16 protein-coding genes are annotated in these 17,141 nt (G+C 60.8%); 11 read left to right on the forward strand and 5 right to left on the reverse strand.

Annotated features, from left to right (window positions below; all coding sequences use genetic code 11):
- The first annotated feature begins 1 nt into the window (after position 1).
- The 4 genes from FQ192_RS24845 to FQ192_RS24865 all read left to right on the forward strand — a co-directional run bounded on the left by FQ192_RS24845 (position 2) and on the right by FQ192_RS24865 (position 4,041).
- A complete protein-coding gene (locus FQ192_RS24845) occupies positions 2-814 on the forward strand; it encodes a zinc-dependent peptidase (protein ID WP_149660912.1) in 813 nt (270 codons plus the stop codon).
- 113 nt (positions 815-927) lie between these two features.
- Complete coding sequence (gene ppa, locus FQ192_RS24850; RefSeq protein WP_054052377.1) at positions 928-1,455, forward strand: inorganic diphosphatase; 528 nt, start codon at positions 928-930, stop codon at positions 1,453-1,455.
- A 231-nt stretch (positions 1,456-1,686) separates the two neighbouring features.
- A complete protein-coding gene (locus tag FQ192_RS24855; protein WP_149660913.1) occupies positions 1,687-2,424 on the forward strand; it encodes a S24 family peptidase in 738 nt (245 codons plus the stop codon).
- Between the two features lie 576 nt (positions 2,425-3,000).
- Positions 3,001-4,041: a YhcG family protein gene (locus tag FQ192_RS24865; RefSeq protein WP_149660914.1), complete on the forward strand. Its 1,041-nt coding sequence runs from the start codon at positions 3,001-3,003 to the stop codon at positions 4,039-4,041.
- 70 nt (positions 4,042-4,111) lie between these two features.
- Here FQ192_RS24865 and FQ192_RS24870 read toward each other — a convergent pair whose 3' ends face one another.
- From FQ192_RS24870 to FQ192_RS24880, 3 genes are read right to left on the reverse strand one after another with little or no spacing between them, the layout of a single operon-like run.
- A complete protein-coding gene (locus FQ192_RS24870) occupies positions 4,112-5,197 on the reverse strand; it encodes an aromatic ring-hydroxylating dioxygenase subunit alpha (protein WP_149660915.1) in 1,086 nt (361 codons plus the stop codon).
- Entirely contained in the window at positions 5,182-6,783 is a 1,602-nt protein-coding gene (locus tag FQ192_RS24875; RefSeq protein ID WP_149660916.1) for a GH3 auxin-responsive promoter family protein, read from the reverse strand. Before FQ192_RS24875 ends, FQ192_RS24870 begins: the two co-directional genes overlap by 16 nt.
- Positions 6,783-7,712: a fatty acid desaturase gene (locus FQ192_RS24880; RefSeq protein ID WP_149660917.1), complete on the reverse strand. Its 930-nt coding sequence runs from the start codon at positions 7,710-7,712 to the stop codon at positions 6,783-6,785. Before FQ192_RS24880 ends, FQ192_RS24875 begins: the two co-directional genes overlap by 1 nt.
- A 175-nt stretch (positions 7,713-7,887) precedes the next feature.
- On the opposite strand from FQ192_RS24880, the gene FQ192_RS24885 reads away from it, so the two are divergent.
- Entirely contained in the window at positions 7,888-8,766 is an 879-nt protein-coding gene (locus tag FQ192_RS24885; RefSeq protein ID WP_149660918.1) for a metal-dependent hydrolase, read from the forward strand.
- Positions 8,767-9,011: 245 nt separating this feature from the next.
- Complete coding sequence (locus tag FQ192_RS24890) at positions 9,012-9,662, forward strand: hypothetical protein (RefSeq protein ID WP_306108900.1); 651 nt, start codon at positions 9,012-9,014, stop codon at positions 9,660-9,662.
- Here the strand turns inward: FQ192_RS24890 and FQ192_RS24895 are convergent.
- A complete protein-coding gene (locus tag FQ192_RS24895; RefSeq protein ID WP_149660920.1) occupies positions 9,650-10,762 on the reverse strand; it encodes a hypothetical protein in 1,113 nt (370 codons plus the stop codon). The two genes, FQ192_RS24890 and FQ192_RS24895, sit on opposite strands and share 13 nt — an antisense overlap.
- Positions 10,756-11,421: a hypothetical protein gene (locus FQ192_RS24900; RefSeq protein ID WP_218585800.1), complete on the reverse strand. Its 666-nt coding sequence runs from the start codon at positions 11,419-11,421 to the stop codon at positions 10,756-10,758. Before FQ192_RS24900 ends, FQ192_RS24895 begins: the two co-directional genes overlap by 7 nt.
- Positions 11,422-11,626: 205 nt before the next feature.
- Between FQ192_RS24900 and FQ192_RS24905 the strand changes: the two genes are divergently transcribed.
- The 5 genes from FQ192_RS24905 (at position 11,627) to FQ192_RS24925 (ending at position 17,123) form a co-directional block, all read left to right on the forward strand.
- Positions 11,627-13,087, forward strand: a complete 1,461-nt coding sequence (locus tag FQ192_RS24905; RefSeq protein ID WP_149660922.1) for a fatty acid desaturase — start codon at positions 11,627-11,629, stop codon at positions 13,085-13,087.
- A gap of 65 nt (positions 13,088-13,152) precedes the next feature.
- Positions 13,153-14,214, forward strand: coding sequence for a glycosyltransferase family 2 protein (locus FQ192_RS24910; protein WP_256672368.1), 1,062 nt, complete (start codon positions 13,153-13,155; stop codon positions 14,212-14,214).
- Positions 14,215-14,266: 52 nt separating this feature from the next.
- The gene (locus tag FQ192_RS24915) at positions 14,267-15,301 is read left to right on the forward strand and encodes a hypothetical protein (protein ID WP_149660924.1); all 1,035 of its coding nucleotides are present in this window, start codon (positions 14,267-14,269) and stop codon (positions 15,299-15,301) included.
- Entirely contained in the window at positions 15,298-16,032 is a 735-nt protein-coding gene (locus FQ192_RS24920; RefSeq protein WP_149660925.1) for a hypothetical protein, read from the forward strand. Before FQ192_RS24915 ends, FQ192_RS24920 begins: the two co-directional genes overlap by 4 nt.
- Positions 16,029-17,123 (forward strand): glycosyltransferase family 1 protein, encoded by a 1,095-nt coding sequence (locus FQ192_RS24925; RefSeq protein WP_149660926.1) that lies wholly within the window; start codon positions 16,029-16,031, stop codon positions 17,121-17,123. Before FQ192_RS24920 ends, FQ192_RS24925 begins: the two co-directional genes overlap by 4 nt.
- Positions 17,124-17,141 lie beyond the last annotated feature (18 nt).

The following is a 17,141-nucleotide window of genomic DNA, read 5'->3' on the forward strand; positions in this document are numbered from 1 at the left end:
CATGTGGTCCCTGAGCGCCTGGCGTCGCCGGCGCATCCTGGCCAGGCACCCGATTGCCGACGACATGTGGCAGCGGGTGCGCCAGCACTTGAGCTTTCTCGACGGCATCAGCGCCGCCGAGGACCAGTGGCTGCGTGAAGCCAGCGTGCTGTTTCTGGAAGACAAACACCTGACCGCCCTGCCCGGCGTCGAACTCCATCAGGAGCAACGCCTGCTGCTCGCCGCCCAGGCGCAATTGCCGCTGCTGAACCTCGGCGATCTGAACTGGTATCAGGGCTTTCACGAAATCGTCCTCTACCCCGACGACTTCCTCAGCCCCCAGCGTCATCGCGATGCCAGCGGCGTCGAACACGAATGGGACGGCGAACACAGCGGCGAAGCCTGGCAGCAAGGCCCGATCATCCTGGCCTGGCCCGGCGTCATGGCCAGCGGCGGCTGGGAAGGCTACAACCTGGTGATTCACGAACTGGCGCACAAACTCGACATGCTCAACGGCGATGCGAACGGCCTGCCGCCGCTGCACCCCGACATGCGCGTCAGTGACTGGGCCAAGGTCATGCAACAAGCCTACGATGACCTCAACCGGAAACTTGACCGTCATCCGGACACCGAAACCGCCATCGACCCTTACGCCGCCGAGAACCCGGCGGAGTTCTTCGCCGTCACCAGCGAGTACTTCTTCAGCGCCCCGGATTTGCTGCACAAGGCTTATCCACAGGTCTACGAGCAGTTGCAGCTGTTTTACCGCCAGGACCCGCTGGCCCGGCTGCAGCAACTTCTGGCCGAGAACCCGGTCTATCAGGCACACGACTAAGGTCTACACGACCTCTGGCACATAGCAACGGTGGCGGAATATGCCTATAATCGCCGCCACTTTTTGGTCAATCCGGCCAAGTGTTTTTGGTCAACTAACGGGGGCACCGCCCAATGAGCTACAGCAAGATTCCGGCTGGCAAAGACCTGCCGAACGACATCTACGTCGCGATCGAGATTCCGGCCAACCACGCGCCGATCAAGTACGAAATCGACAAAGACAGCGATTGCCTGTTCGTTGACCGTTTCATGGCTACCCCGATGTTCTACCCGGCCAACTACGGTTTCATCCCGAACACCCTGGCTGACGACGGTGATCCCCTCGACGTGCTGGTCGTGACCCCTTACCCGGTTGCCCCAGGTTCCGTGATCCGCGCCCGTCCAATCGGCATCCTGCACATGACCGACGACGGCGGCGGCGATGCCAAAGTCATCGCAGTCCCACACGACAAGCTGTCCCAGCTGTACGTCGACGTGAAGGAATGCAGCGACCTGCCACAACTGCTGATCCAGCAGATCGAGCACTTCTTCGCGAACTACAAAGACCTCGAAAAAGGCAAATGGGTGAAGATCGAAGGTTGGGGCGACTCCGAAGCCGCTCGCACCGAGATCATGAAGTCGGTTGCTGCCTACAAGGGCTGAAGCCAGCTTTAAGCTGCAAGCTTTAAGCTTCAAGAAGAACCCCGGTTGATCCGGGGTTTTTTGTGGGCGCTGACAAATGCCGACTTAAACAAGACGTTTAACTGGTTGGCCGTTTGGTTTTTTATTGTTTAAAAATCCCGAAAAGCGTCTTACATCCGGTCGTAAAATTCCCGCTCAATTTGAACGGTTCGTTTATTCAAACCCCTCCCCCGCGCCCGTAAACTCGCGTTCATGAAAAAGAACACTAGCGGTCCACGGTTTAAAGCGCTGCTCAAAGCGGCGAACATCTCGACAACAGGATTCGCCGAATTCCTGAACACGGCGCCGCAAAACGTCCACAACTGGTACACCCGCGGTGTGCCCGCCCACTGCATGGAAGAAGTCGCCCGAAAGCTGTCCGTCAACAGCAACTGGCTCAAAGCCGCCGAAGGCCCCAAAGACCTGTGCCTGTTCGACGAGTCTGCCAACACCTACGACGCCCAGGCCATCCGAGGCGTCTATACCGTCGTCGAACCCACCGATGTCGAGCTGTCCTTCTACAAAGAAATGCCTGTCACGCCCGGCTCCAGCAAAACCCACGTCATCGAAGACAACAGCCACCCCATTCGCCTGCCCCGCAGCTATCTCGACGCCCTGGAAATCGACCATAAAGACGCCATCTGCGCCCGCATGATCGGCAACAGCATGGCCGAGAAGATAGAAGACGGTTCAACCCTGGCCATCGATCGCGGCCTGACACAGATCATCGACGGGGAGATTTACGCGATCGAGCATGACGGCATGTTGCGAATCAAATACCTGCACCGAATGCCCGGGAACGGGTTGCGATTGCGTAGCCACAACAGCGCCGAGTATCCGGATGAGGTTTTTCGGGCGGCGCAGATCGAGGAACAGAACATTCGGGTATTGGGCTGGGTGTTCTGGTGCTCAACGCTGAACAAGCGACGGCCGCCGGTGCCGTTCCTGTAACGCATGCAATCCATTGTGGCGAGGGGGCTTGCCCCCGTTCGACTGCGCAGCAGACGTAAACCCGTCAATCGCGGTCTTCCCTGGACACCGCAAATTATGGTTTTACGACTGCTGCGCCGCCGAACGCAGCCTTCGGCAACTGCTACACATCAGCGCAATCGCTCTACCCTGCACTTCCTACTGGGAATCCCCCAAAAAAATCAGTATGCTGCGCCCCACATTTGCGATCACCCCGCCCCGCGGCGCTGATCGCACCGACAAGGCAGATGATTTTCTCGCCAAGTCCCACAGCCGGACGCAAGATCCGGGTGTACGTTTTGAAGGCTGGCGCGGTTTACCAAAAATGAACCAAGCCAGTCCCCGAGAAGCCGGCCACAAGCCGGCTTTTTAATGCCTGTCGAAAAGTCTCCTGTCCAGCTTCAGCAGTGCAGCAACCTTTCTCTCTATCAGCGATAGAAACCTAAAAGTAAGCCGCTTCGCTTTCTTCTGAAGGAAATTTCCTGGAAAGCCAAACCCGCTTGCGCCTGATAAATGCGCTGTCTAGCCTTCGGCCGAAAGAGCTCAAAGGACAAAAGCATGAGCGACACCCCCGCAGGCCTGACCACGCCCCCCGAAGGCTACGGTGATTGGCTGATCGACCTCAAAAGCCGCATCCACAATGCCCAGCAGCGCGCCGCGCTGGCGGTGAATCGCGAGTTGGTTCTGCTCTATTGGCAGATCGGGCAGGATATTTTGTCCCGCCAGGCCCAACAGGGCTGGGGAACCAAGGTGATCGACCGCTTGGCTCAGGATTTGCGCGCGGCGTTTCCGGATATGAAAGGATTTTCGCCACGTAACCTGAAGTACATGCGCGCATTTGCCGAAGCTTGGCCGGACTCGGAATTTGTGCAACAAGCTGCTGCACAATTGCCTTGGGGTCACAATTTAGTGCTGCTAGACAAGCTCCACGCCCCTGAAACCCGCCGCTGGTACGCAGCCAAAGCCATCGAGCACAACTGGTCGCGCAACATTTTAGTGATGCAGATCGAAACCCGTCTGCTGGAGCGCAGCGGCAACGCAGTCAGTAACTTCGATAGTCAGTTGCCTAAACCGCAATCCGACCTTGCCCGCGAAACACTGAAAGACCCTTACCGTTTCGACTTCCTCGGCCTAACCCTTGATGCCCAGGAGCGCGAGATCGAAAACGCCTTGGTGAAGCACGTCACCGATTTCTTATTGGAGCTGGGCGCAGGCTTTGCCTTCGTCGGCAAGCAAGTGCTGCTGGACGTAGGCGGTGACGAGTTTTTCATCGACCTGCTGTTTTATCACCTCAAGCTGCGTTGCTATGTGGTGATCGAACTCAAGGCTGGCAAGTTCAAACCCGGGCATTTGGGGCAACTGGGTTTTTACCTCGCCGCCGTGGATGCCCAACTCAAACATCCGCAGGACGGCCCGACCATTGGCCTGTTGCTATGCAAGAGCAAGAACACGGTAGTGGCCGAATATGCCCTGCGTGATAACGCCCGCCCCATTGGCGTGGCCGAATATCAATTAGTGGAGTCCTTGCCGGCAGAGCTGCAAACCAGCCTGCCCAGCATTGAGCAGATTGAGCGTGAGCTGGCCAGTGATGACGTCTAGATTCACTTTTTGCATGCAGGCCAGAACGGCCTGCAGCACCACGGATACCTGTATCAGAAGGTTCAGCCCCTCAAAGCTCAAACCGTATCCGACTTTCCCGCCGCTGCCCCACCGGCAACTCCTCCCCCCGCCTCACCGCCACCAACAACTGCTCAACCCCCACATGCACCGCATCCGCCTGCACATTCGCCGGCTTGAAACCCGCCGCATTATCAAGCCCCTCTCTATGCGCCTGAATGATTTTCACGTCCTGGCGAATGACGATGCGGGTGTACAGGTGGATGAACGGGCGCAAGGTTCGCAGTAGCCAGTGGGGTAAGCGGAAGCGGTAGGCGATGTAGGTGTAGACGCGGGATTGGCGGGGGTTGATCGGGGTGATTTGGCTGATGATGTAGAAGGCCGAGCGGTCGCCCCATTGGTAGTCGCAGCGGGTGACATTGGGGGCAAAGAAGCGATCGGTGTGGACCAGTGGCTCGCCGTCGGGGTTGCTCAGCCAGTTCAGGAGCCCGATTTTGTCGCCGTCGTCGTGATAGGTCACTTCGATGCTGTGTGCCTTGCAGGCGAGTGTGGCTTCCATGGTGCGGCCGGTGCCGGACCTGAAGATGCCTTCGTGGACGAAGACGGTGTGTGGCACGTCCATGAAGTTTTGCACCAGGCTGCCGACGTCGGCTTCGAAGGTGTTGATCATGAAATAAGACTGCCAGCCTTTTTCCGCATAGGCCGGCAGCCTGAACACCGGTTTGGCCTGCGGGTCGCCGGTGCCGGTGTACACCCAGATCAGTCCGTCGAGTTCTTGCACGGCAAAATGGCGCTGTTTGAATCGAGGCTCTCGCGGTGTCGATGAGCATTGTTTATCGCCGACGCTGGGGATATGCACCACTTGGCCCTGGGCGTCATAGCGCCAGCCATGGTAGGGGCAGACGAGGCAATCGTCGGCGATCTTGCCTGCCGACAATCGCGTGCCTCGGTGCACGCATTGGTCGAGCAATGCCGCGACCTGGCCGTCTCGCTGACGGAAGAGCACAAGGTTGAGTTCAAGAATCCTTGCCCGGTGCGGCTTGCCCTTGGGCAATTCCTGGCTGGAGCACGCCACATACCATTGTTCGAGGGTGGCATCGCAAGGCACCTCGACGGTGCTGATCAGAAGTGCGGACATTGGGGTTCCGTCAGGGCAAGGATGGCGTCGGCTGTTGCAAGCCGATTGATAAGTGGGCGCGGTTTGACGTCCCCGGCGCGGATGCCGCTCAACTCCGCTGCCTGTTGCAGGACCTGGGCGAGCAGATCGGCGTCACCTTTTAGCCATCGAACCCGTAGCGGCGCCAGTTGCCCCAGGCTGCGTGCCTGGGCGTAATGGAAGGCGCCCGACAACGCTGACTCGATCGCCAGCGCCAGCGCGGGTGAATCGATGTCCTCGCCGGTGGCGACCAACGCCAGGTAATACGGTGGCGTGGCCGAAGCATTGGGGATCAGGCACGCGGCAGCCTCTGTAGTAAGGCAACGTTCAAAAATGCCCTGGACGATTTGCTCATCGAGCTTCTCCCCGACCAGGTCACTGGTCACCTCGGCGCGCCCGATAAACTCCACGCGCGGCGTACGCCCCTGCACACCGACAACCCGGACCCGATCGCCCAATGCGTAGCGATACAAACCGCCACCGGTGGTGAGCAGGACTTGCGCGGTTTCGCCCATGCGCAACGCATGAGCATTACGCAAGGCACCGTCTTCGCAGAGAAACTCCAGGTAATGACTGCCGATCGCCAGCGGGCACCCGGCGCCGTCGCCATAGGGCACGCTGACCACGCCTTCGGTGGCGAACAGGCCTTTGGGCAGCCATTGCGCCTGGGGAAAACGCGCCGCCAATGCCTTGAAATAGTGACGGCTGGGGCCGTCCACCCAGCAACTGACGGCGGCCAGGCGTGGCCACAGTTCGGTGCACACGCCCTGGGATCTTGCCCGGCGCAAGGCGGACTTGCGCGAGGCGGGAAGCGCCTCTTCCAACCATGCAAATGTTTGTGCATGTTCAGGCGTTTCGCCGTCAAACAACGGCTGCAACAGACTGGTCAGGAACGTCGGGCTCCACACACTGATGAAACTCAAATCAGCATCGGCCAGCAACGCCAGCAGGGTCTGCCGGCGCCACTGTGACGGATCGCCGGCAAACCCTGGAATCAGCAACGTCCCCGCCAGGCTGGCGATGTTGCTACCGCTCAAGTACTCCAGATCACTGGCGGAACCGATGGAGATCCCATTCGGCGCGGCCACCGGCATTTGCAGCGGCGGCGACATCGACCAGTAGCCTGAGCCATGACTGATTTCCGGCACTTGGCGATACATGTCGGCGAGCCAGACGTTCAGCGCGCTGTGCATTTCACCGAGGAAGGCACGCGTATAGGGAATCGCTTTTTGCAGCGCACTGCTGCCGCTCGTGCGCTCGAAAAACACCGGCGGGACGGAGGTCAAAATCGCTTGCGACTCGTGTTGCGCACGCTCGATCCAGGGATGCAGTTGCGCATAAGTGTGGATCGGTACGTTGTCGCGAAACTGCGTTGAATCGGCGATATGGGCGAAGCCGTGGGCACGCCCGAACGCGCAGTCACGATTGGCGTTGAGCAGGCGCTGCAACACACATTCTTGCGCCAATTCCGGCTGCTCAAGTTGTTCGCGCCAATGCTCAAGAGCGGGCTGGGCACTGTCGATAAACCCCTGCCACAGAGCGCGTTTGGCGCCGTTGTCGGCGCTCATCAAAAGTAGGTCTTGTCGAGCTGGGTCAAGTCGTCGGGCAGGCGTTGGGGCGGCAGGAACACTTGCAGCCAGCCAAACCACAACGGCCGGGTTTCCTTGAGGTTGGAGGCCCTGTGCATCTGCTGCCAATGCAGCCCCGATTGCCGATGATGGGTCAGGTTGTAGTTGAAGTTCAGGAATGCCCAGCGCACCAGGCGCGGCGCCCGCATGTTATAGGCGCCCTCGACTACATCCAGCGGCGTGCGCATGTGGTACACCCACTGCAACGACGACCAGGAAAATGCAAAAGCGAGGTAGGCCATGAGCACCACCTGCCATGTCCAGCCCAGCACCAGCCCGACCGACAGCCACACCGCGAGACTGGCGATCACCTCCAGGCGGATACGCCGGAAGTCACTGTTGGAGAAGTCCTTGAAGGCCGCGGCGTAGGTATTGACCTCGGCGGTTTGCGACCATTTGTCAGTGATCCGCGCCGGCAGCAGCGGCAACAAGAGACTGCCGACAAACGCCGCCAGCCAGATCCCGCCGAGCACCGCGAAGTAGTACTCGACCCGCTTACGCAGCAGCGACTCATCCGCGACCGCGAAATCCGCCAGTTCGGCACGAGTGCGATTACGCGTGTGGTGGCCCAGGTGGTTGATGTGGATCAGCGTGGCCGAGGCCCCAAACAGCGTTGAAGCCCACCACATGACGAAGTAGTTCAGCGACTTCTTACTGTGGGCCAACCCATGAAAGGACTCGTGCATCATCGAGAACACGCCTTGCATGACCAGGCAAAACGGAATCAGGACCAGCCACTTGAGCCCACCCACATCAGTGTGTGAAAGCCAGGTCAGTGTCGCCCCCCACACCAGGGTTTGCAGCGCCAGAACACACAGGTTAGCCACGTCGAAACGACGGGTTGGCGAAATGTCAGTGGAACGGCGCATGAGGGATCCTGTGGAAAGGTCATAGGCCGCGAGTATAACGCCCAGTTCTGCGCGCTCACGATAAGTTGCCGGGGCCATGCGGCAACGACGCATCGCGGACAACTTCGCTATGACTACTAGTTGCGGTACTCAAGAAAGAGATAGCCTGTAGTTTTTCAAGGCAGCTCCCGTCGATATGTCGTATCTCAAACGCCTGTTCTCCCGGTGCCCGCCTGCGCAATCAACTAATACAACAATCCCCCATCGCAACGTTCGCTTTGCACTGGATGCGAGTATTCCCCGTTACTGGTATCGAGACTGGCCCCACGTCACGCGTTTTTTTGATGGGCTGTCGATCATGTTTCCCCTCGGCGAAAAACTGTTCATTGATAGTGTCGTGCACTTTCGTGGCGCGATCGAAACAGATGCCACGCTGTCCAGGGCAGTTGACGCGTTTGTTTATCAGGAAGCGTCGCATATCCGTGAACATCGGTTGTACAACCAACTATTGGCGGCACAGGGAGCGCCGATTGATGAACTGGAGAAACTGCTCCTGCGCCGGCAGGAAGTCGGCAATCGGTTCATGCCGGCGACGCGTCTGGCCATGACCGCCAGCCTGGAACATTTCACCGCCATACTCTCCGACCAGTTGCTGCGCCATCCCGCCGTGCTGGAAGGCGCCGACCCGAGGATGGCTATGTTGTGGCGCTGGCACGCCATCGAAGAAACCGAACACAAGGCCGTCGCCTTCGACGTGCTGTGCGCGGTGGTGCGTCATCCGCTGTGGCGCTACCTGATGCGCTGCGGGGTCATGCTGACCATGACGGCGTACTTTGCCGTCGACGTCCTGTATTTCATTTACCGACTGGCCAGGAATGACGGGCAACGCCGTAACTGGCGAGGCTGGCTGCGCTTGCAGTGGTGGTTATTCGTCAACCCCGGCCCGCTGACACGCGCCTTTCCGAGGTGGCTGTTCTGGTTCGTCCCAGGGTTTCACCCCAACCGCCTCGACACCACTCAAGCCCTGGACGCGGCACGCCAAACACTCGACGAATACGCCGGGCCCACTCGATGAACACGCCTTGGGTGCCAGAGGGCTTTGACGATTGGCCGCTGCATTTTCCGGCCACACCATTCGCAAGGCCGACGGCACACCTGGATTGGACGGGGCGATTTATCTCGTGCTGGGACAAACCCACACCAGACCTTCCCCAAAGCACTCTGGTGGTGCTGGTGGCCGGGCTGTTTTCCGAGTGGTTGCCACGGTGTTTTCAGGAGTGCGCACAGGCGCTGAGGCGCGCGGGTTATCAGGTGCTGCGCATGCCTGTACGTTCTTCGCGCGGGGTGATGGCGCAAGGCATGCATATCCGCCAAGTGTTGGCCGCCGAACTCAAGCCAGGGCAACGCTTTGTCGTGTTGGCGCACAGCAAGGGCGGGCTCGATGCGCTGGCGGCACTGTCTCAGGACCGCGCCTTGAACGACGCCTGTGATGGCGTTGCGCTGGTGCAACCGCCGACCGGTCCTTCGACGGTCATGGATGAAGTGCTGGGTTGCGCCACCGGGCTATCCGCCCACGGCTACCCCCTCGACCGCGTTCGCCGGGTGCTGGCCAAAACGCCGTGGATGGCCGCGGGCACACGGGATATCAGCAGCCGGCGCGACCCGCAGATCGCTCAACTGCTCAATCAACTGCCCGCCGACTTGCATGCAGCCCACGTCGTCAGTTGGACCGCCGCCCCCAGCTCACGCTTCGACACCCATCATGCGCGCCTCAATGCGCAACGACCGGGCTGTGCCCATGACGGCCAGTTTTACCTCGAGAACCTGTGCATCGAGGGCATGCCGCAGATTTGCCTGCCGCGACTCGATCACGGCCAGCCTGTGCTGGGCGGTGGTGGTTTCGACGCGACCCGGTTCTGGCTGACGCTGCTGAACGTCTTGCATGAGATCCGGCCCGATCAGACCAGATAGATCTCAAACCCCGGGATACGCCCGGCATCCAGCGCCAGCGCGGGTGCGCTACTGACGCAAGGCGCCGTGTACAAATCCATGGGCACGGACACTGAGCGATAGCGGTTCATCGCCGTCCACAGCGGATCATTGTCATACAGGCACAGTTGCATCAGCGCGTACCAACCGCGAAGACGCGCCCAGGCGACATCCAGCAGGGCGGCAAAAATCTGCGGGTTTCGCTCCCGAACCTGTAGATGAGTCAGGTAAATGTCCTGCAGCGCCTCGCCCGGGGCGGCAATCGCCGGACGCCCCAACGCCGGCGCGCAGGCATTGAACGCGAGGCGCAGCGCCTGGTGGGACAGCGGCAGTTTCTCCAGCACCACCCGTTTGATACGCCCGGCATCCCAAGGGGCGACACAACCGAGCAGATTGTCTTGCGCGTCCACGGCCAGCAGAAAGGACTCGATACCGAAGTCCGGCCAGGTCTCCAGGCGCCGCGAAAACTGCGCCTCGCTAAAAACGCTGCCAAACGGCTGGCCCGCCGATTCACGGTCGAGAAAGGCCCGCAGCGCATCGGCATGGCGGGGTTGCGCCTGGACAATGCGCACGTTCTCCACCGTTCGCGGCGCACTTCCCCAGCCGCGCTGACCATACACGGCGACGTTGCTGTAGCCGCGCCAGTGGGAAAGCATCAGCGGATTGGCACGCCGACCACCGAGCAGCGAGTGTGCCGCCAGCCGATTGCTGCGAATGACACAGCAATAGGCGTGCTGCACCCCGGTTTCGTCGGCCAAGGCTGCGAGCCGAACCTTGACCTCGGCCATCCACGACTTTGACAGGCGCCGGTCTGGCACCAGGCGCAAATCCCCCAGATACGCCACGGGCTGAATGCGTTCCTGCAAATAGCCCTCACGCACCACCAGGCTGGCGATGCCCTTCAACTCACCGCCCTCGCCTTCGGCCATCCAGGTCCGATGGTCCGCGGCATGGCAATGGTGCAGCGCGAAATAGTCCGGCCCGCGATCAAAGCGCATCGGCAAGCCACCTTGCATGGCCCGCTGCGCCTGGAAATCCAGCAGTTTCAGGTTGTCGGCGGCGCTGGCCTGGCGGATCAGCATGGCGACGGGCGCGCGTCGGCAAACAGGCGCAACGCCAACGGCCGAAGATTATCGGGGCGCAATTCACACAGGCAGGCCAACTCATCGCCCGAGGCGTAGCGGGGATTTTTTTCGAGGAAATATAAAACGTTGTTCAGGCGCAAGTGAGGCCCGGGGACCTCGGCCAGTTCCGTGGTCAGGCGACCTTGGGGCACGTCGAAGGACAGCACGCCGGTGTTCGGATCGTAGGCGTCGCCAAAGCGATCGATCGCCAAGTGATCGAGCAAGGCCTGGGTATCACAATCCGTCACCCTGCCCGCGCGCGGGGCATAGTTCAGCGCCATGGCGCCCAGATAGCGATAGGTGCGGTGGCCCTTGCAGATCAGGAACCAGTAGAGCGGAACTTCAGGCATCGCCTGCCAGATCTCCCCCGCCAGGCGCATCCAGGCGAATGCCAGTTGCTGGCTGCCCCAATGTTCACGGTCAATGATGGTATCGCCCGAAAAAATCACTTTAATCGGTTGGCCGGCCCAGGTTTTTTCATACAGTTTGAGGGTGGTAAAACCGACAATAACTTCATCCGCACCACGCAAAACGATGCAGTGGGTTTTGTCCTTGAGATCCTGATCAAAGCGTAAACGCGAAGTATCGTGGTACGACGCAGAATAAATCTCGAACATCCGATCAATTTCATTTAGGCGCAGCCGGGAGCATTCAAAGGACGTTGCGCATAAACTCATGGAGACCTTCTGCATCAAGAGCAAGATGGCCGGATTCTGGCGGGATCAATCGGTCAATGCAACGTAGACTTCCGTGGGTCAAACAGGTCTTCCAATGACAAACTTAATGACTACGTGTCCTGATATATCCAGGTGCCCTTAATTCATGCCCCACAGCGCTACCGGTCTTGGTTTTAATACGTCCCGCGTGACCCGCCCCTTTAGTTGGCTCGTGGTCTACACCGTGGTGACCGGTCTTTTATATTTTCTGGTCACGCACTTTCCGATGGGGCCGGTGCGGGTTATTCAGCCGGGCATGATTGACGCGCACATCAAGAAGTTGCCTTTCACGCTGGCGCTGTATTTGAGTTATCTGTTGATCATGCCGACCCTGGTGTTGATGGGTCGGCGTTGCGAGTGGCTGCTGCCGGCCTTTTTTGCCGCCGCCCTGGCCTCCGGGACCTGCCTGGTGAGCCACCTGTTCTGGCCCACCCTGGTGATGCGCCCGGACACCTCGTCACAGTTGCTTACGTGGTTCTACCAGATCGACTCACCGCTGGCCGCCTCGCCCAGCGGCCATGTCGCGCTGCCGGTGGCGATCAGCGTGGTCCTGAGTTACCTGCGCGTTCGCCAGGCCTGGCTGTTTGCGCTGTGGAGCCTGGTGCTGGTGATAACCGTGCTGACCACCGGACAACATGTCTTTCTCGACGCGGTGTATGGCATCGCCGTTGGCGCCGTCGCAGGCCTGATCACCGTCCTGCTGCTTCGCCTGAAGGTGGATTTGCGCACCCTGGGCGCGATCCTGCTGGAATGGCTGTGCATCATCGTGACGCTGCGCATCGCGATCTATGTCGCGGACTGGCGCGTGTACGGCCTGGCCTTCGTCATCATTGCCGCGCGCCAACATGCGCTGTTCATCCTGTACCACGACGCCACGCACTACCACCTGACGCGCCATCGCCGTCTCAACGACTTTCTGATCAACCTGGCCATCGGCGTTCCGGGCACGGTGCCCATCGAGTTCTATCGACCGCTGCACCTCGAGCATCATCAGCACACGGGGGCAGCACGGGACCCGGAGCGGCGCTTTCTTTATCATCGGCAACCCTGGCAGTTCCGGCCCTTGAGCGGGAGGTTGCTGCTCCGGCAATTACTGGGCGATTTGTTGATCATCAATATGCTGCGTAACCTGCGCGCTTATAAAAACGCCGGCGGCGCGTCACTGAAGATGACCCGGCCAGTTATGGCGGCGGGCATTATCTGGCTGGCGCTGTTGTCAGTGCTGGTCTGGCAATGTTCTGCACAAACACTGTTGCTGCTGGCCCTGCTATGGTTTGTGCCACTGGCCACGCTGGGCACTTTGTTGCAGAAAATCCGCAGCATTGCCGAACACAGCGGTGGACCGGGTGTAACCCCCGGCTGGCCGGAATGGACGTACGCATGGCGCGTAGGCTGTATCGGCCGGTTTTTCATCTGGCCGTATCACATCAACCTGCATCTGCATCATCATCGCAACGCCAACCTGCCATGGCATGCCCTGCCGGAACTGGTCAGCGCCGATGATCGCCTCATGGACTCCCGGGCGCTGCTGGCCCTGCTCTGGTCGGGGTCGAAGCAAAAAGGCTGAGTTCATTCGCTTCGGGCGAAAACGCTTGGGCTAACACACTTATTACGAAGCAACTCGGGATGCCAATGGCGCATGGAAACAAGGAAGTAACGAGCGGACTGGATGTCGTCGCAGCCAACACGGCATTAGTCGTCGAAACCAATAATCTGCGCGGCGGCCATGACTCACAGGAAGCGTTGGCGAGCCTGAAACGGCTGATCAGCGCCCTGGGCCAACAAACATTGGCACCGCAGACTTTTGCGCAGTGGGTCATCACCCATGACGGTCTGGATGCTCAGGCGTGCAACGAGCTTTCAGAACTGGCCGGGCGGCCGATCGACTTCATCGAAATCGATTCGAGCACCGGCTACTACGATGCGAAAAATGTCGGTTTCGACGCGATCGATCAAAGCCGCTGCCAATACGTGGTGTTTGCCGATGCCGATTGCAGTCCCTGCCTCGACTGGCTGGAGCAGTTGCTCTCGCCCTTCGCCCAGCCCGGGGCGACGGCACCGCTGGCGGTCGCCGGGCGCACCAGTTACGACGCGAGCCCGACGGGCAGTGCCCTGACCGCGATCGACTTCATGTATTTCCCCAGCCCGTTGCGCGAAGGCGCCACGCGCAACTTCTACGCGAATAACGTCGCGTTTCGCTGTGACACCTTCGAACAGCATCGCTATGAACCGCTCGATGGCGTGTACCGCGCGCATTGCCAGGTCATGGGCCTGCGCCTGCAAGCTGCCGGGGTGGCGGTGCTGTACGCCCCGCGCGCGCACACCGAACACAAATTGCCGGACACCCGTGGCGAAGTGGTGAAACTGCGTTGGCTCAGGGGCGGCGACAGCGTCGGCCTCACGCCGTACCTGGTGCGCGCCTATATGCCGGCCTGGCTGCAATGGCTCGGCCGCAGCGGGCCCGTAGGCCCTTTTTGCGTGATGGCGGGCCGTCTCGGTTACAGCCTGCGCGCCTTGAACCATCAGGATTTGCCGCCGCTGCACGGTGTGCGACGCCTCGCCGGGATATCGATGGTGATTGGCATGTCGTTGCTCGACACCGCAGGCGCAGTCGTTCGGGGGCTGGGCATCTCTGCCGGTCGCGGGAAAGCTCGCCACTCTGAAGCACTGTCCTATCACCGACCTTTGGATTGATTCCGGGCAACGCCGCAGATTTTTGCACGTAACCCGATTACAGGAAGTAATGATGAAAACTGACTCCTTCGTTTCACGCTGTTCCTACCTGACGAGCCTGGTCCTGCTGTCACTGAGCATCCAGGCCAACGCCGCGCCCGCCGAGTTTACCGGCCGTGGCGTGTTTCACTTCGCCTCCACCGAAGGCTGCCCGCCCGACCTCATGGGCGGTACGACGGGCAATAACGCGCAGTGCAACCGCATCGCGCTGGATGTGCCGGATGCCCACGCCAGCCTCGACGCTGACGCTCATACCATCGTGATATCTGCCGATGCCGCCCATGACAGCAAAGCCGTGATTGGCGACGTGTTGCTGCATGGCAGCGGTATCGCGGCTGACGGTCAGCGTGTGCCGTTGAGCCTGCACGTGCTGCTGCGTCGATCAGGCAAGACCTGGAAGCCCGACACCTACGTGCACTCGCCGGTGCGCGGCAAATTCGACGACATCGTGATGCCCCCGTACCGGATCAGCGTCCGCGAAGGCAGCACTGAGCGCGTGCTGTTCACCGCCGAACAGGCGCGCAATCTGCTCGCGCACCCATCACTCGCTGCGCGGGTGGCCAACTACTTTGTCGTCGTGCGCCCAAGCGATGAGAAGCATCCTTCCGCCAACGACATCACGATTTCCCTCGGCGTCGGCAAGGTCTCGAAGTCGCTGATGCGGGCCGGTTTTACCTCGGAAGAACCGACGACTACCGACCTGAATCAATTGCTCACCAATGGCAGCTGGAGCCTCAAGTTGCAGGCGTTGAGCAGCCACATTCCGGTGTGGGTGGTGCAGCGCCAGCTGTTTATTTTCGGTCTCGAAGACAGCCCGCTTCTGAAAGACGTGCGCGAGCGTGGCTTTAATAAACAGGACACGCTGGAATTCGGGGCGCGCAACGGCACCGGTTATCTGCGTTACAACGACCGTGAAGAAGCCTTCCCCGCTGCCGCCACTTCGGGCTACGCCTTTATGCAGGACAGCTTTATCGGCTTGATCCTGGCCTGGCACCGCAAGCCGGAAGCGCAAACCACCTCGGCTACCGCACAGCAGTCGGCGCAATGAGGGTGATGGAACAAACCGGCACCGAAGACGGATTTACCTGTTTGGCCACACCCAAGGCACAAGGCCTGGGCGCGGTGCAGGCGCGTTGGGTGGACCGGATCAAGCGTGCCGCACTGGCACGTTTGCACCGCAGCCAACGCGGCGAAAGGTTGCTGCTGCGCATGTACCTTGCCGGGGAAGACGCAACAGAACGCGCCTTGCTGGAAGAGTTGTTGCCACAGTCGCCCGACTGGCTTGAGCGTCAGGTCGAGCAACACCTGGCCGATGAGCGCCGGCATGTGACGCTGTTCAGCGAAGCCTTGCGCGCGGTGGGGGATGACGGCGAGACGCGCCTGGCCCCGGACTGGCTCAGCCGCCGCAAGATCCAGCGCTGGCAGCGCCTGGCGCATCGCTATGCAAAACATTTCGAGCACGGTTTGCTGGTACCCGCTTACGCAACAGGCCTGTGCGCCGAGCAGATGGCCGAGCGCGTCCTCAGTCGCCACTGCGCTGTGATTGGCCCCGAGCATGGGTTCTACCCGTTGTTGTCCCGGGTGCTGGCCGACGAAAAAGCCCACGTCCGACTGTGCGAACACACCTTGCGGCGCATCGTCGGCCCCCAGGAAACCGGCCACCTGCGCACGTTGCTGGCCGAGATCCGCACGATCGAATCCGGCTTCGGCGTGACCGGCGCACTGGCGATGTACGTGGCCGGCTGGGTCTATGGCGGGACGCGCGGTGGTCACCGATGACTTCGCGCATTCTCTACCTCGCCACCGCCGATGCACGGGGTCATTTGATGCGCGCCCAACTGCTGGTGCACGCGTTGCACAAGGCGGGCGCGCAGGTCGAAGTACTGACCACTTCGGATCAAGGGCAGCGCTTTCTGGAAAGCTTCGGTATCCAGGCCGAGATCCTGTCGCGGCACTACGCGGTGCAGTTCGACAGCGGGCAGAACATGCTGCGCAAGGCGACCAACAGCAACGTGGCGCACTATGTTTTCCGGCCGGGCCGGATGCTTCGCGACATCCTGCGCTTGCGCCGCAAACTGCGCAGCGCCGACCTGGTGATCAATGACTCCTTCCACCCGGCGCTGCTGTTCATGGGCGCGGTGCCCGGGTGGCGGCGCAAGGTCGTGCATGTGTACGGCGCGAGCCTGAAGGTCGCGCTGATCAACAATTTCGAGGGGATGTGGCCGCGTTTTTTCGGGCGGTTATTCGGCTGGATCGTCGGCCTGCAGATCGACGCGGCGCGCTCGTGTATCGAGCATGACTTCGCCTATGAGGTCGACGATACCCAGGCACCGGCAGTGTTTCGATTGCCGACGCCCGTCGCCCTGGCTGACACGCAAACGACGCAAAAAGCGGTGGGCGCGGCGATTTATCTGAACCCGCATTTCAGCGATATCCTCCTGGCCGAAGCCTTGAGCGCGGGCATCGCCGATGCGGGCCTGAGCGCTCATCAGGTGGGTGAAGGTTACGCCGGGGTTGGCGGCTGGCTCGGGGTTGACCCGGACTGGGCCAGCCGTGCGGCGCAGGCACAGGTGATCGTGTCGGCACCGGGCATGGCTGCGCTGTCGATCGCGCGGGTCTATCGGCGGCCGATCATTCTGGTCCTTACCGATCAGCCCGAGCAGGCGACCAATGCCGCCCGCGCGGCACAGCTGCAGTTGGAGCACCGAGTGGTGACCTGGCGCGGTGACGCCGCTGATTTTCGCCGTCAGGTGGCACAAGCTGCCGCGCAATTGACCGAGGCTCAAGCGCCGGATTCCGACGGGGCAGCCGGCAACGCGTGCGCCCAGGCGCGGATCGACGCGTGGGTCAGTCGCTTGCTCAGCGTGTGAATCCGCTCACTCACGCCG

The organism is Pseudomonas sp. ANT_J12, from assembly GCF_008370045.1.
In the GTDB taxonomy this organism is placed as follows: domain Bacteria; phylum Pseudomonadota; class Gammaproteobacteria; order Pseudomonadales; family Pseudomonadaceae; genus Aquipseudomonas.